Below are 15,282 nucleotides of genomic sequence, written 5' to 3'. Positions count from 1 at the left end.
AGCAAATAAAAGACAAGTATATACAAAAACATGGACCGTAATCCATGTTTTTAAAATAGTATTCCTAGTCCAGCAAAGCCCGGGCTATACCCATAAAGTCGATTTTATTTCTATGCTTGATCTCTTCTATCCACTTGCTGTTCAGGCTGCCGGCTCCGCTGAAGGCTCCGCAGATCCCGCCGGTTATAGATGCATTGGTATCTGCGTCGTTGCCTACGTTCACCGCTGCTATGATGCCTTTTTCCCCATCGCCTTCCGCAGCATAAAATATTCCCAGCGAAAGAGGTATGGATTCATAGCTTTTCATATCGGAGCCTATGTACCGGTACAGCTCATAGCAGATATGCTCGAGGCTCTTTGGCCTGTTGCTGTCGACTATATCTATAGCCAGCTGTATCCTGGCAGCTACGGAAGGAGCAGGTATATCAAAGCCTGCTTCTTCCCCTCTTTGGGCAGCATAGATCGCGGCCTCCATGATCTGCTTTGAAGTATAGCCTCCCTCTACGCCCAGGGCTACAGCCGCTGCCACAGCACAGGCGGATGCTACCCCCGGCTTGCTGCCGTGGGAAGGCAATGCAGATTGTATGGCATCCGCAACAGCATCCTCTATTCTGCCATGATTGAAGATCCCTATAGGCATTGCTCTCATGGCTCCGCCGTTGGTATCGCCTTTTTTCCCTACCTCCAAATAATCCTTGCCCTTTATTATCGCTTCCAAAAATCTGCGGGTGCTGGGCCCTATAACAGTAGAATCCAGCATTTTTTTATCTATGGCCCATCTTCTCATCTTCTCAACAAAGAGATCTGCGTCAAATCTTTTAGCCTCTATCAAGACAGAGGATATTATCAAAGATTCCTCCGTGTCATCTGTTATCTCGCCTTGCTGCAAAGAGCCGTGAGCAATCTGCTCTGCCGCAGGCTTCATAAAATCCGTAATTTTCCCGTATATTTTTTTTATCTGGTCCGGCGACATAAATGAAGCCGGCATTCCCATAGCGTCTCCAATGGCTGCCCCTATCAAGCTTCCATATGCTCTATCTATCATAAGCTTTATCCCTTCCCATATCTGTTAGATTTTTAATGTCTTCTATTCCAAATTCCCCGTGGGGTCCCTTAAAGGTTGTGGTGATTGCGCCGCAGCCGCAGGCAAAATTCACGGCTTCATAGAGAGACAGGCCCTGGGATAACCCATATATGAGGCCTGCTGCAAAGCTGTCACCTGCGCCTGCAGTATCTATGGCATCTACTTTAAAGGAAGGCATGGCAAAGCTCATATCTTTGCTCCACACCTTGACCCCTTTGCTTCCCTGTTTGAGCACCAACAGCTCTATTCCCATGTCTATAAACCAATTTTCGAGATCCATATCCAATGCAAGCATGCTTTTTATTATTTCTGCTTCAGTCTCATTGGGAGTTATTATATCGGCTTTGCACAAAATCCAAAGAAGAGTATCCTTTTTTATTAGCCGCACTAAGGGACCCGGATCAAATAAAATCTTGCTTCCTCTATCTTTCAACTTCCCAACAGTCTCTATGATATCGCCCGAATATCTTTCATCCAACAAGTAATATCCTGTTACATACACATAGGATGTTTTTCTGATCAATTCATCAGATATCATTTCCGAAGAAAAGTATGATTCGCAGCCCTTATAGGTCAGAAAGGTCCTTTCCCCGGCATCCTCCAGGATCGTGACACAGTACCCGGAGCTCTCGCCTTCAAGCCGCTTTATACAGCTTGCATCGAACCTGTTATCCTCAATATAGCTTTTTATCATATCGCCCCTGATATCTCCGCCCACTGCAGACACGATATAGGGCTTCATCCTGAGATTTTTCAAGGTTTTAGCCACATTTACGGCACAGCCTCCCACCCTTTCAAAGCTGTCATTTATAAGGACGTCCTGTCCTCTTACGGGATATTCCCTTACCATCATATAACTGTCTACAATTATGCCCCCAAATATCAAAACATTGCCTCTATCCAACTATTCCTCACCATCCCATTCTAGAACCAGGCTGTTTTCAGGCTTCCAGCTTAAATATACTTCATCTCCTATATCGTATTTTTCAGCGTTGCCTGTATTTTGGCGCTGCACAATTACCTCTTGGCCCATGGACTTGACCCTGTATATGGAGGTATCACCTACATAGGTAACAAATAGTACAGTCCCCTTAAGGCTCAGCTCCTTAGCCTGCCTGCTCACTTCTACCTTTTCCGGTCTTACTGTTATGGCAGCCAATTGGCCCGGCTCAATATTTTTCTCACACACAAAACTCATAACTCCATCGTTTTTCAGCCTTAATGCATAGCTATTGTCTTGTTTTTCTGCTATGCTGCCCTTAAAGAAGTTCGCCTGGCCCAGAAAGCTTGCTACGAAAGTATCCTTTGGCGTTTCATATATTTCTTCCGGTGTCCCTATCTGAATGATTTTTCCCGCTTTCATGACGGCGATTCTATCGGATAATGTTAGCGCTTCCTCCTGATCATGAGTAACAAATATGGTCGTTATCCCAATCTTTTTTTGTATTTGGCGGAGCTCCACCTGCATTTCGACTCTGAGCTTTTTGTCCAGCGCGCTGAGGCTCTCATCCAATAAAAGGAGATCAGGCTTTATTACCAGAGCCCTTGCCAATGCCACCCTCTGCTGCTGGCCTCCGGACAGCTGCTTGGGCCTTCTTTTTTCATAGCCGGCAAGCCTGACCATCTCAATGGCCTTGGCTACTTCTTCCTTTATATCCTTCTTGCTCATTTTCCTTTGCTCAAGACCATAGGCAATATTTTGCTCCACTGTCATGTGGGGAAAGAGAGCATAGCTTTGAAATACCATGCCGAAATTTCTGCTATAAACGGGTATATCGTTGATCATCTTGCCGTTTACCTCTATGATTCCCCCGTCACATTTTTCAAAGCCTGCCAACAGCCTTAAGGTGGTTGTCTTGCCACAGCCGGAAGGACCCAAAAGCGACAGAAAGCTTCCTTTTTCTATATCAAGGCTTATGCTGTCCAGAACAGTGTTTCCATCATATTTTTTTGTTAAATTTTTTATACTGAGAAAAGCCATTTCATCCCTCCTAAATCTATCGGAAAAAGTTCTTTAGGGAAGAACCCATTATAGCCGCAATTATGCTTATAACCAGCAATGATAAAACAAGAATTATAGTCGATATTGCATTTATCTCCGGAGTGAAGCCGAATTTAATAGATGAATATATCTCTATCGGCAAGGTAGTAGTGCCGGTAGGTATTAGAAAATACGACAATACAAAGTTATCAAAGGAAACCATAAAAGCCATAAAACCTCCTGCCAACATGGCAGGGGATATCATAGGGAAAATCACCCTTATAAAAGTTGTCCATTCATTTGCTCCAAGACTATAGGACGCCTCCTGGACAGATTTGTCCATATCCTGCATCCTGGCGCTTATCACAAGCACCGCATAGGGTAAGGAAATGATGACATGGCCTATGAGGAGCATTAAAAAATTTCTATCCAGTCCCAGGGATTTGAGAAGCAGCAGCAAGGACAGACCCATTATCAGCCACGGTATGGTAAGAGGCAGGACCACCGCAGAGTTTACAAGAGTCTTGATCTTAGCGCTGGCCTCCTGATTTCCAAGCATCAACGCCGTTGCCAATATGATGCATACAACCCCTGTGATGGCTGCCAGGTACAGGCTGTTCATGGTAGCATCAATAAGCTTTTCATTCTGCGCCAAAGCCTCAAACCATCTCATGCTGAATTTGAAGGGCAAAGCATTGTATTGGGACTCATTGAAGGACATGGCCATCAGGACTGCTATGGGAGCATACAAAAACACAAACACTGCTGCAGTATAAAACCAATTAAATATCTTCTTGCCCATATTACTTCTCCTTATTCAAAAGTATTGACATGCCTCCCATGGACAGTAATACCATGGACAGCAATATGAAAGCTATGGCCGCGCCAAAGTTCCAGCCGTATATCTCAAAAAATTGATCCTCTATAACGGTGCCTATGACCGATCCGTTGACACCGCCCAATATCCTCGGCTCCACGAAGCTGCCGAGGCAGGGGACGAAGACCAATATGGAGCCTGTTATTATGCCCGGCCTGCTCAGAGGCAGTATTATGCGCCTGAAGGTTTCTACAGGTCCGGCTCCCAAGCTTCTTGATGCATCTATTATTGAATTGTCCAGCTTCTCCAAAGCCATATAGATGGTTATGACCATATATGGGAAAAATATATGCACCAAGCCTATGATTGCAGCTTTGCTTGTAAAGAGTATGCCCAAATCCGTACTGCGTATCAGTCCCATGCTGTTCAGGAACTGTGCCAATACTCCCCCATCCCGCAAAAATACGAGCCATGAGTATGCACGCACCAGCTGACTGGTCCAGAAGGGTATTATGATGAGCAGCAGCAGCAGATTCTTGCCTTTATTTATGGCCTTGGCCATTATATAGGCCATCGGATAAGCCAGTATCATGCATATGAAGGTTACGATAAGGCTCATCTTGATGGTTTTCCAGGTAAGCTTCAGATAAAAGCCCTTGCTGAAAAACTTGGCATAGTTTTGCAGGGTCAATCGGGCCGTTTCCCCATCGCTCAAAAAGCTGTAATAAAGCATTATAAATAGTGGGACTATAGCAAAGGCAAATAATATAAACATTGCCGGGCTCATCAGGAGCACTTTCTTTTTCACCGACTTACCTCCTTGAAATATTATCCGTTTAAGCAGCAATGAGGCTGCTTAAAAGCAGCCTCCAAAATCATTACTGAGCTTTGACCTCCTGCCACAGCTCGTTCCATTCCCTTTTCACATCTTCGCCATGATATGATATGAAGAACAGCTTGTTCAAGCTTTCTTCGCTCAGGTTCATCTCTTGTATGGTTTTTTCATCAAGAGCCTTCACGGCTTCTGAGTTTACAGGAGCCGGGCCGCCCTTTTTGACCCAATCCTCTTGGAATTCCTTGCTTATCATATAATCAATAAATTTAAATGCCAAATCTTTATTGGGAGCATTTTTTACCACTCCCCAATAGTCCACCCATCCGATAGCGCCTTCATTGGGAACTACGTATTCAATAGGCTCTCCCTCCTGCTTCATGGCTGCGGCCTGGCCGCTCCACATCATTCCTACGGCTATCTGCTTGTTTGCAAAAAGCTTGGACCATTCATCCCCGGTTTTCCAATATGTCCTGTTCAGCGGCTTCTGCTCGATAAGCTTTTTCTTTATTGCTTCCAGGTCCGAAGGATTGCTGGGGTCCTGTCCCAAAGCGATAGCCGCCGTCATCACTGCGTCATTGAAGTCATCTCTGAAGGCTATCATGCCTTTGTATTTTTCATCCCACAGCACATTGACGGAATCAACCTTTTCCTTCACCAGCTCGCTGTTATAAGCAATGGCTGTAGAGCCCCAAACCCAGGGCACTGCATAGGTCTTCCCGTCCTGCTTGTTTTCCGGAAGAGTCGTAAACTTATCAAATATGTATTTATAGTTTTCCATACTGCTGCCGTCAACCTCTTCAAGAAGTCCTTCCTTTATTGCCACCGGCAATATTGATGCATTGGGCAAAATCACATCTATCTTGCCTACGCCGCCTGTTCTCAGCTTGGTCAGCAATTCTTCTTCGGAAGCCATATACTCATGGACAACCTTGCAATCATATTTTTGTTCAAAGTATTCGATGACTTTGCTGTCATCAGAGCCGTAGTCCTTCCAGTTGACCACCACGAGAGTAGGCTTGCCGCCCTCAGCAGCCTTATCTCCCTCATTGCCTCCTTCAGTCTTGCTTCCGCAGGCAGCAAGAGCCATTGCCATGCTCAATATGATGATCGCTGCTATGAAGCTTTTGATGATTCTCCTCTTTCTCATTCTTTATTCCTCCATTCATTTAAAAGATTCTCGGATACCTTTATCCTTATTTTTTTATTTGCCTAGGGTATATATGTATCCATATTGGCCACAATATTGAAATCCATCTTGGGACCATATATCACTTTTACCCTTTCAACCTCCACATTGTTCATATCATACACCTTCCCCTGGGCTGTCAGCAAAGGCATAGTTCTATCAAAGGAAAATATCTCCCTTGATAATTTATCGCTTTGTATGCAAGTCATCTTGAGTTCAGCCCTTTTAGGATATATGCCATATTTTGTGCGCATTATATTGTATAATGATTCTACGGCAAAATCGTAATTCTCGATTGCCGGAAATAAGTCCAATGGAATCATGGAAGCATCTATAGTGAGATATAAGGGTTTATCACCATCCTTCTTTACGCCTCTGGCTCTTTTGATCTCCAAATACTCCCTGTCATCCGCTGTTGTCTTGCGGATGCTTATAAGCTTCGATACCGGAGTCTCGTTCCTGCTCTTGAGATAATCGGTAAACCCTCCGAAATTCCAAACATTGTACTTCATTTGCTTAAAGCATACAAAAGTACCTTTGCCATGCACTTGATGCAGGTATCCCTCATTTACCAGAGTGGATATGCCCTTGCGTACGGTTGCCCTCGTTATCCCGAATCTTGAAGACAACTGGTTCTCGGAAGGTATCATATCGCCTTCCCCGTATTTGCCCTTCAGTATATCCTCCTTTAATATGCGCTGCAGTTGGACATATAAAGGTAAGGGATCGTTCTTATTCAGCAAGCTTTCACCCCCCTCTTGTATACATGTCTATACAAGTTTAGCTATAATATATATTAGACATAAATAAAAAAATCCCTTCTTAAAACCTCAGTAATTTTTCTTTGCTCAAAAAAAATTATAAATTGAGTCCTGTACAGAAAAACAGGCCCGGTGCTTATAATCATACCAGACCCGTTTTATTAAGTTGAACTTTATCTCATCATCTTTTCGATGGTCTTTAGAAGCTCATCGACCACTTCCATCTCTCCTGCCTGAATTCTATTTATCAGGCAGCTTTTCATATGGCTTTCCAGCAAGAGCTTGCTGACCGAATTCATTGCAGCCTGAGCTGAAGCTATCTGGTTCAGGACATCATCACAGTATGCATCCTTTTCTATCATGCCCTTTATGCCTCTTACCTGGCCTTCTATCCTGTTCAACCTTGATATCAGGGATGATTTCATCTTTTCAGGCCTGCTTGTGGTTCTGTGGCAGCATGCCTCATCCTTGCAGCTTCCGCAGTCGGCTGTTTTGCAATCATCATTCATATGCTATAACCTCCGGAATTTGATGGGGTACTCTACAGGCTCTTGATGCCGGTCACATCATATCCCGCTTCTTCGACCACTTCCTTGAGCTTGGAATCCTCAATCTCGCTGCTTGATTCTGCGATAGCATATTTCCCTTCCAGGCTTACCGTCACATTTGCTGCTCCGATTTCTTTCAGAGCCTCTTCCACATGCTTTGCGCAATGGCCGCAGCTCATACCTTCGATATTGATCTGTTTTTTCATTTTATTTTCCTCCATTCATTTTATATTAAAAATGCGAAGTATTTTTTATGGCTGCGAGGTGCGAGGTACGGGGCACGAGGATTAAGGTATTCCTTTTGGGTCAGACCCCAGAGTTCTGCTATAACACTTGAACCTCGTACCAAGACCACATAGAAGTAACCCCAGGCTACGCACCACGTACCCGATAAAAATTGTTACGCAATTTTTATTTAATGCGGTTTGAATCCTCTTAATCTAAGGGCATTGGTCAAAACTGAAACCGAGCTTAGGGACATGGCTGCTGCCGCAAATACCGGGTTTAGCAGCGGCCCGCCGAACAGGTGCAGGAGCCCGGCTGCAAGGGGTATTCCGGCTGTATTATAACCGAAAGCCCAAAACAAGTTTTGCTTTATGTTTCTTATGGTGCTCTTGCTTAACTGTATGGCAGCGGGCACATCCATAAGATCGCTTCTCATCAATACTATGTCTGCAGATTCCATTGCTACATCGGTGCCTGATCCGATGGCTATCCCGATATCTGCCTGAGCAAGGGCGGGAGCATCGTTTATGCCGTCTCCCACCATGGCAACCTTCTTATTTTCCGCCTGCAGCTTTTTGACCTCGTCAGCCTTATCCTGGGGCAGCACTTCGGCAAGGACCCTGTCAATCCCGACCTGCCTCGCTATTGCCTCGGCGGTCCTTCTGTTGTCGCCGGTTATCATAACAACTTCTATTCCCATGTCATGGAGCCTATCTATCGCCCTAGCGCTGCTGGCTTTGACTACATCGGCTACGGCAATTATGCCGGCAAGCTTATTATCCACGGCAATATACATGGGTGTTTTTCCCTCGGATGCAAGTCTGTCCGACTCGCCTTCCAGGTGCTTCAGCCCTATGTTCCTGTCGGCCATGAGCTTCCTGTTTCCAAGAAGTATATCTGAGCCTTCGATCTGAACCTCTATCCCATGACCGGGTATTGCAGCAAACTTATCAACCCTTAGCATTTCAAGTTTCTCTTTCTCTGCTCCTTTTACTATGGCTTCGCCCAGAGGATGCTCAGAGCCTTTTTCCGCTGATGCAGCTATTTGCAGCAGCTTATTTCTTCCAATCTCGCCGGACGCAATTACGTCCGTCACCTCAGGATTGCCTTCAGTTATGGTACCCGTCTTATCAAATACTATAATATTGATCTTGTGGGCAGCTTCTAAAGCTTCCCCTCCTTTTATCAGTATACCGTACTCTGCGCCTTTGCCTGTGCCTACCATAATAGCTGTGGGTGTCGCAAGCCCCAAAGCACAAGGACATGCAATGACCAATACGGATATGAATATGGTCAATGAAAAGACCGTCGATTCTCCGCTCAAGTACCAGGCTACAGACGCTATAATGGCGATGGCAAATACTATGGGCACGAAGTAGCCTGAAACTATATCGGCCATTTTGGCTATAGGAGCCTTAGAGCCTTGCGCATCTTCAACAAGCTTTATTATCTGGGCGAGAGCAGTATCACCGCCTACCTTTGTGGCTTTGAATTTGATCGAACCGTTCTTGTTGATGCTTGCGCCTATTACCTTATCCCCTACATGCTTTTCCACCGGAATGCTTTCGCCCGTAAGCATCGACTCATCTATGGAAGTATAGCCTTCCACCACTTCACCGTCCACAGGTATCTTTGCCCCCGGCTTAACCAAGATCACGTCTCCGACTTCCACCTCTTCTATGGGAAGCTCTATCTCCCTGCCATCCTGTAACACTATGGCCGTCTTTGGCGCCAGCCCCATCAGCTTCTTAATGGCTTCGGAGGTCTTGCCCTTTGACACGGCTTCAAGGGATTTGCCCAGCAAAATCAATGTTATAATAACGCCTGCCGATTCAAAATATAAATTCATTACGCTGTCATGATCACCCATGTAAATCCTGTAAGTGGAATACAGGCTGTAGATCACAGCCGCCGATGTGCCCATTGCGATCAATGAATCCATGTTTGGGCTTCTTCTTATTATGGCCCTGAAGCCTACGGTATAAAATCTATATCCCGCAATGATCACCGGAGTCACCAAAATTATCTGAACCAGTGCGAATGTCAGCGGGTCATGCATCGGATCTAAAAAAGACGGCAATGACTTATTTAAACCCGGTATCATATGCGCCATTGCATAAAATAATAATGGAGCGGTGAATATTGCCGATACAATGAATTTAGTCCATAATACTTTTATTTCTTTTTCTTTTCTTGCCTTGTCTTCGTCAACCTTATTGCTGCTTTCAATCTCCAATGCTTTATATCCGGCTTTTGAAATAGCCTGCTTTATTTCTGAAAGCCTCGTCGCTTTCGGATTATATTTTATATTTGCTTTTTCTGACGCAAAATTAACCGAAACGCTTTCTATGCCTTCAAGCTTGGACACTGCCCTTTCTATTGCTTTTGCACATGCTGCGCATGTCATCCCGGATATAGGTACGGCTATGATCTTTGTTTCCGCTTCTTCTACAGCCTCATATCCTGCTCTTTTTACCGCTTCTTTTATTTTATCTGCATCAAGCTTGCTTTCATCATATTGGACAACCATTTTTTCAGTTGCAAAATTCACATTTGCTTCAACTACGCCTTCAAGCCTCTTAACTGCTCTTTCCGAAGCTTTGGCACACGCTGCGCATGTCATTCCGATTATATTTAAAGATTCGGTCTTCATAGTATTCTCCTTTCATCGGTTCGCACTTCACTATAGGGTAGCCCCCTATCCTATATTTATATAATATATTATTCCTTAAATAGTGTCAATATATAGAATAAAAATTATACCGTTAAATGCAAAAGCTTCACCTCACCGGTGAAGCTTTTGCATGGAATGTTCAATAATGGGCCAAGCCTAATGCGATCAGACAAACAGCTCTGTTGACAAGTATCTCTCACCGGTATCCGGCAGGAGGACTACAATGGTCTTGCCTTTGTTTTCCGGCCTTTTTGACACTTCCGAGGCCGCATAAAGAGCAGCTCCTGAAGAAATGCCTGCAAGCAAGCCTTCACTCTTGGCAAGCTTTCGTGAAGCTTCAAAGGCGCTTTCATTCTCTACTCTGAAAATCTCATCAATTATTCTTAGATTAAGCACTTCAGGCACAAAACCGGCACCGATGCCCTGTATTTTGTGAGGGCCCTTCTGTCCGCCGGACAGTACCGGTGAATCATCAGGCTCAACTGCGATTATCTTTATCCCGGGATTCCTCTGCTTCAACACTTCCCCTACTCCCGTGATGGTGCCTCCGGTTCCTACGCCGGCCACGAATATATCCAACTTTCCGTCGGTATCTTTCCAAATTTCCTCTGCCGTAGTCTTTCTGTGATATTCAGGGTTGGCCGGGTTATTGAACTGCTGGGGCATAAAAGAATTTTTTATCTCGCTGACCAATGCTTCGGCTTTCTTGATGGCTCCGGGCATTCCATCCGGGCCCGGTGTAAGCACAAGCTCAGCTCCCAATGCTGCAAGAAGTTTCCTTCTCTCTATGCTGAAAGTCTCAGGCATGGTAAGTATAAGCCTGTAGCCCCTGGCTGCCGCTGTTAAGGCTAAGCCTACCCCTGTATTTCCGCTGGTTGGCTCGATTATTACGGTATCAGAGTTTATGATGCCTCTTTCTTCCGCATCCTTGATCATCGCATAGCCTATTCTATCTTTTACGCTGCCGCCCGGATTGAAATATTCGAGCTTAGCCAGCAAGGTCGCGTTAAGGCCATTTGCTTTGCCGTAGTTTACCAGTTCTAAAAGGGGCGTATTTCCGATCAGATCCGTAAGACTTTTTGCTATCTTTGACATATTCATTACCTCCATCTTATATTTTAATATTATTATATTTCCTATATGTTTAATAGGTATTTGATTAAAAAATTATATATAGTACATTTCTGCTCCTATATTTTCCATTCTCTTGTATTCGGAAACGAGATCTTCCAATGTTACCCCGTCTACTATCGAGTTTATGCTTTCGTCTATTTTTTTCCACACATGAAACTTGATACAGCTCTCAATCACATTATCCCCGTCCGGATTATTCCTATCATCAACTATTGACAAATCCCCCTCAAGCACTCTGAGTATAGCTCCTACGGTTATCTGCGAAGGTCTATCAACAAGTATATAGCCTCCCTGGGGGCCCTTGATGCTTTTTACCAATCCGGCCTTCTTGAGAGCCGAAAACACGTGCTCCAGGTATCCTTCGGATATATTTTGGCTTTCAGCTATGCTCTTCAAAGGAACATGATCCGTAACAGATTTCAGCGCCAGATCTACCATAGCTCTCAAGCCGTATCTACCCTTTGTCAACATATTTATATATTTGAGTCAAAAATAAAGGCTTCTCTTTTTCAGAAGCCTTTACTGTGATAAGAATCTTATCATTTTAAACAAGTATTTTCTTCAATCTTTTATAAAGCATTATTGCGATTATGCCTCCCATAGATGTCTGTACAAAGTCACCGGCCAATTCCAATGGTACAGCCCCTGAACCATACAGCAATCCTGCAGCCGCAGCATATCCTGCCATCATGAGCACAGCTCCCGCCGATACCGCAAAATATGGTTTATATCTTTTTGACAGCATACCCACAACAAATCCTTCTGCACCCTTGATCGCAAAAGTAATCGGCGCCCACACCGGATAGCCGCCCAGAACATCCGATAATGCAGAGCCCACGCCGCCTATAACAGCGCCTGCAGGTCCGCCGTATAAAAGAGCCACCAGGTATATAACCGCTTCACCCAGGTTGAAATAAAGATTAAATGTAGGCACAGGAAAACGAAACACCGAAGTGGCAATAACCAGCAAGGCCATAAACAGCCCCAAAAATGCAATTCTCTTTATTTTTCCGTCCATAAAAGCTTCCTCCAAATACAGCATATTTCATCATATAGCGTATTATTCATAATTTGCAGTCCTGTTGACACCGCAAACTTAATATATGATAATTGTTTAAATATACTATATATTATTGATTTTTCTCAGGAAAGTAAGTAATGCAAAATTTATTGAGAGGTGAATGATATTATGGAAAGTGTATCGCTACGCTGTACGAAATGCCATAAGCCATTCAGAGCGGATCAGGCAGTTTTTAGCTGTTCTGGAAATGCATGAGCTTGAATCGTCGGAATGCAAGCTAAAGGAGCTTGGCAATTTCATAAAAAATCTGTAGAATAATGAAGCATGAGTTATTTCTTGTTCAGGAACAGCTCATGCTTCATCTTTATTTATCACCGAACTAATATTCAGTGGGGGTTGAATCCCCCTCTGAATGAAGTCTCGTTCAAAAAAACCTAAAAAATTTCTATGAGGACATCCATCACTCCGCCGCATACCATGCCTTCAGATTCGGCAACCTCGCCCGTCATATCCACATGCTCGATCATAAAGCCCTTGTCAGGCATAATGCTCCTTGCGCTGGATATAACACCTGCCTCGCTGCAGCCTCCCCCTATGCTGCCGATGATTCTTCCATCCTGGTAAAGAACCATTTTGGCACCGGCCTTCCTGGGCGTAGAGCCTTTGGAGGATAATATGGTTATGAGGGCCCTGGGCACCGGCGATTCTTCGGATATTTTTTCTGCCACTTCCACATCGAATTCAGGAAATACGAAGTCTTTGCCAAATTTATTCAGAGCGCTTTTGTTCTTAAAGCTGATAAGCTGCGCCACTATGGAAACAGCTATTTCATCAGGGGTAACGGCACCTATGTCAATACCTATGGGGGAGTTTACCAAATTAAGCTTGTCCTTATCAAAGCCTTCGTTCAGCAGTTCCTCCATCATAGCACGGACCCTGCGTCTTGAGCCTATCATTCCTATATAGCTGAGATCATGCTTTAATACCTCACGCAGCACTATGCCGTCATGCCTGTGGCCTCTAGTCACTATTACCGCAAAATCGGTTTTTCTGAATTTTATCAATTCGAAGGATCTTTCAAAGCTTTCACAGATAACACTCTCTGCTTCGGGAAAACGGCCAATATTGGCAAAGGAAGGCCTATCATCTATAACAGTAACAGAAAAGCCTACTCTGGCTGCAAGCTCCGATACAGGCTTGGCTACATGCCCTCCCCCGTATATTATCAAACGCGGCTTGGGTATGAAGGGCTCGATCAAGACACCTTTATCCCCTTCCGTATTTATTATCTCAAGCTTTCCCATATCTAAAGAAAGCTTGAGTTTTTCATATAAATCATCGCTCAGAGGATATGATTTTCTTTCTATATCCTCATCGGTTAGGAGTATTTTTTCTTCGATAGAACCATTTTTTCCGTCAAGCATGCTCAGAAATGTTAATACAGCACATTTGCTTCCGCTATTTACTTTATCCAACAATTCTTTATACAATGCATTATACATCTTATCACCCTTTGCTTCTCATCATCCGCCCCAAACAGAAATACTGTTAATATTATACACTATTATCACGTGCAAATTATCATCTGGATAATATTTTTTTTATTTCTTCATTATTAATTATTTCCTCAATGGAATTGATACCTAAATGCTTTAATATTTTCATGACATTTAAATTATCAAAGGGTGTCATTATCAAGGAATCCTCACCAAATTCATTGACCATCATCGCAGCCTTATGTACATCAATGTTTGTCCTCGGCCCTCCTACACATCCTCCTGGGCATCCCATCCCCTCAATAAAGTTGGCATCCACTTTTTCCCCCTGATAGAGATCGTCCAATATCTCCTTGCAGTTTTTGACACCGTCTGCCTTTTTAGCTCTAAGCATGATGACCCTCCTTGGCTCCAGCCTGTTAACAACCGTTTTGACTGAAAAGCTTACCCCTCCTGTCCTCGCATATATCCTTCCCCCAAAGGAGGCCTGATCCTTATAATCCGGCTCAAGCTCGCTCAGGTTGATATTAAGAGCATTGAATATCTCCTTTAGCTCTCTGAAATTCAATACATAATCTATGGCCCCTTTGAGATCCTGCTCTATTGCCTCTGCCTTTTTCGCTATGCAGGGAGCAATAAAAACCACCCTGGCATCCTCATAGAGCTTTTTTAGTATCCTACCCGAGGCGATCATGGGCGATACAGAGGGAGACATATGCTCGAGAATGCCGGGATAATTTTTCTTTATCATATTGAACCACACCGGACAGCAGCAGCTTGTCAAAAAGAAATCTTCTTCGCTTTTTACCAGATTATCAAACTCAAAGGCTTCTTTTATGGTTAAAATATCGGCAAACAGCGCAACCTCAATCATATCCTTAAAGCCCAGCAGCTTAAAGGCGGTCCTGAGCTGACCCATACTGACATCATCCCCGAACTGTCCGGCTATAGCAGGTGCTGCAGCAGCATAGACAGGCACTTTGCTATCCTTCAGCAAATCGATGATCGGCATGAACTCTATCTTGTCGGCTATTGCTCCAAAATCACAGGAGGAAACGCAATGGCCGCAATTCAGACACTTGTCATTCACAATGACGGGGCCTTTTCTTCTATATATTGAGGTTTCGTACCTGCATATATCGCTGCATTCGCAATTTGGTTCTTCGCAATGCTCACAAGGCCCGTCAAGCTTCGCAACAATGGGATGGCTGATCTCTCCGGCATTTTTTATTATGGTCAGCTCATGGTCGAATGCCACGTTTCCCTTAGGGTCCAATCCCATTGCCAACCTTATATGGTCCTTAATAAAGGGTATTTCCGCATCACCAAAACCATATTTATCCATAATATCCCTGACCAGGTCATCTAAATCCTCTGCGCTTTTTAATCCTCCATTCCAATATCGCCTGACAAGCTCGCTAAAAATATACATCCTCTTCTCGTTAAAATTGATATACTCTTCTCTCATATACATCCTCCATGATAATCAACGATATGAAGTTGTATCGCTGCCGTACGTT

Annotated in this window: 16 protein-coding genes; 1 reads left to right on the top strand and 15 read right to left on the bottom strand. The window is 44.1% G+C overall.

The annotated features are described in order from the left end of the window. Positions 1-64: 64 nt before the first annotated feature. From AC4HCY_RS07880 to AC4HCY_RS07820, 13 genes are all read right to left on the bottom strand, one after another. A complete protein-coding gene (locus tag AC4HCY_RS07880; RefSeq protein WP_323433887.1) occupies positions 65-1,045 on the bottom strand; it encodes an ADP-ribosylglycohydrolase family protein in 981 nt (326 codons plus the stop codon). After that, a complete protein-coding gene (locus AC4HCY_RS07875; protein WP_323433886.1) occupies positions 1,035-1,988 on the bottom strand; it encodes a carbohydrate kinase family protein in 954 nt (317 codons plus the stop codon). Before AC4HCY_RS07875 ends, AC4HCY_RS07880 begins: the two co-directional genes overlap by 11 nt. Then, complete coding sequence (locus tag AC4HCY_RS07870; protein WP_491095788.1) at positions 1,989-3,065, bottom strand: ABC transporter ATP-binding protein; 1,077 nt, start codon at positions 3,063-3,065, stop codon at positions 1,989-1,991. A 16-nt stretch (positions 3,066-3,081) separates the two neighbouring features. Next, a complete protein-coding gene (locus AC4HCY_RS07865; RefSeq protein WP_491095787.1) occupies positions 3,082-3,867 on the bottom strand; it encodes an ABC transporter permease in 786 nt (261 codons plus the stop codon). 1 nt (position 3,868) lies between these two features. Continuing rightward, entirely contained in the window at positions 3,869-4,690 is an 822-nt protein-coding gene (locus AC4HCY_RS07860) for an ABC transporter permease (RefSeq protein WP_323431547.1), read from the bottom strand. Positions 4,691-4,760: 70 nt separating this feature from the next. Next, positions 4,761-5,864, bottom strand: coding sequence for an ABC transporter substrate-binding protein (locus tag AC4HCY_RS07855; RefSeq protein WP_323431548.1), 1,104 nt, complete (start codon positions 5,862-5,864; stop codon positions 4,761-4,763). A gap of 62 nt (positions 5,865-5,926) precedes the next feature. Next, positions 5,927-6,646, bottom strand: coding sequence for a GntR family transcriptional regulator (locus AC4HCY_RS07850; protein WP_323431549.1), 720 nt, complete (start codon positions 6,644-6,646; stop codon positions 5,927-5,929). Between the two features lie 191 nt (positions 6,647-6,837). Then, entirely contained in the window at positions 6,838-7,173 is a 336-nt protein-coding gene (locus AC4HCY_RS07845) for a metal-sensitive transcriptional regulator (RefSeq protein WP_333783288.1), read from the bottom strand. A gap of 32 nt (positions 7,174-7,205) precedes the next feature. Next, positions 7,206-7,418, bottom strand: a complete 213-nt coding sequence (locus AC4HCY_RS07840) for a heavy-metal-associated domain-containing protein (RefSeq protein WP_491095786.1) — start codon at positions 7,416-7,418, stop codon at positions 7,206-7,208. A gap of 209 nt (positions 7,419-7,627) precedes the next feature. Next, a complete protein-coding gene (locus AC4HCY_RS07835) occupies positions 7,628-10,090 on the bottom strand; it encodes a heavy metal translocating P-type ATPase (RefSeq protein ID WP_491095785.1) in 2,463 nt (820 codons plus the stop codon). 186 nt (positions 10,091-10,276) lie between these two features. After that, a complete protein-coding gene (cysK, locus tag AC4HCY_RS07830; RefSeq protein ID WP_491095784.1) occupies positions 10,277-11,206 on the bottom strand; it encodes a cysteine synthase A in 930 nt (309 codons plus the stop codon). Positions 11,207-11,278: 72 nt separating this feature from the next. Further along, positions 11,279-11,722: an RrF2 family transcriptional regulator gene (locus tag AC4HCY_RS07825; protein ID WP_491096096.1), complete on the bottom strand. Its 444-nt coding sequence runs from the start codon at positions 11,720-11,722 to the stop codon at positions 11,279-11,281. Between the two features lie 67 nt (positions 11,723-11,789). Then, positions 11,790-12,263: an ECF transporter S component gene (locus tag AC4HCY_RS07820; RefSeq protein WP_323431552.1), complete on the bottom strand. Its 474-nt coding sequence runs from the start codon at positions 12,261-12,263 to the stop codon at positions 11,790-11,792. Positions 12,264-12,426: 163 nt separating this feature from the next. Between AC4HCY_RS07820 and AC4HCY_RS07815 the strand changes: the two genes are divergently transcribed. Continuing rightward, on the top strand, positions 12,427-12,579 hold the full coding sequence (locus AC4HCY_RS07815) for a hypothetical protein (protein ID WP_323431553.1): 153 nt from the start codon (positions 12,427-12,429) through the stop codon (positions 12,577-12,579). Between the two features lie 121 nt (positions 12,580-12,700). Here the strand turns inward: AC4HCY_RS07815 and AC4HCY_RS07810 are convergent, their stop codons facing one another. Beyond that, on the bottom strand, positions 12,701-13,768 hold the full coding sequence (locus tag AC4HCY_RS07810; protein ID WP_491095783.1) for an XdhC family protein: 1,068 nt from the start codon (positions 13,766-13,768) through the stop codon (positions 12,701-12,703). 79 nt (positions 13,769-13,847) lie between these two features. Next, positions 13,848-15,230, bottom strand: a complete 1,383-nt coding sequence (locus tag AC4HCY_RS07805; protein WP_491095782.1) for a [Fe-Fe] hydrogenase large subunit C-terminal domain-containing protein — start codon at positions 15,228-15,230, stop codon at positions 13,848-13,850. Between the last annotated feature and the right edge of the window lie 52 nt (positions 15,231-15,282).

This window comes from Lutispora sp. QWL-02 (assembly GCF_058315355.1).
Note: the sequence above shows the minus strand (reverse complement) of the source record. Positions and strands in the feature narration are given on the sequence as shown.

Coding starts and splice junctions, on each gene's coding strand:
- cysK (WP_491095784.1), bottom strand. CDS start 11,206: ATGTCAAAGATAGCAAAAAGTCTTACGGATCTGATCGGAAATACGCCC.
- AC4HCY_RS07870 (WP_491095788.1), bottom strand. CDS start 3,065: ATGGCTTTTCTCAGTATAAAAAATTTAACAAAAAAATATGATGGAAAC.
- AC4HCY_RS07810 (WP_491095783.1), bottom strand. CDS start 13,768: ATGTATAATGCATTGTATAAAGAATTGTTGGATAAAGTAAATAGCGGA.
- AC4HCY_RS07805 (WP_491095782.1), bottom strand. CDS start 15,230: ATGAGAGAAGAGTATATCAATTTTAACGAGAAGAGGATGTATATTTTT.
- AC4HCY_RS07815 (WP_323431553.1), top strand. CDS start 12,427: ATGATATTATGGAAAGTGTATCGCTACGCTGTACGAAATGCCATAAGC.
- AC4HCY_RS07820 (WP_323431552.1), bottom strand. CDS start 12,263: ATGGACGGAAAAATAAAGAGAATTGCATTTTTGGGGCTGTTTATGGCC.
- AC4HCY_RS07840 (WP_491095786.1), bottom strand. CDS start 7,418: ATGAAAAAACAGATCAATATCGAAGGTATGAGCTGCGGCCATTGCGCA.
- AC4HCY_RS07845 (WP_333783288.1), bottom strand. CDS start 7,173: ATGAATGATGATTGCAAAACAGCCGACTGCGGAAGCTGCAAGGATGAG.
- AC4HCY_RS07855 (WP_323431548.1), bottom strand. CDS start 5,864: ATGAGAAAGAGGAGAATCATCAAAAGCTTCATAGCAGCGATCATCATA.
- AC4HCY_RS07880 (WP_323433887.1), bottom strand. CDS start 1,045: ATGATAGATAGAGCATATGGAAGCTTGATAGGGGCAGCCATTGGAGAC.
- AC4HCY_RS07835 (WP_491095785.1), bottom strand. CDS start 10,090: ATGAAGACCGAATCTTTAAATATAATCGGAATGACATGCGCAGCGTGT.
- AC4HCY_RS07865 (WP_491095787.1), bottom strand. CDS start 3,867: ATGGGCAAGAAGATATTTAATTGGTTTTATACTGCAGCAGTGTTTGTG.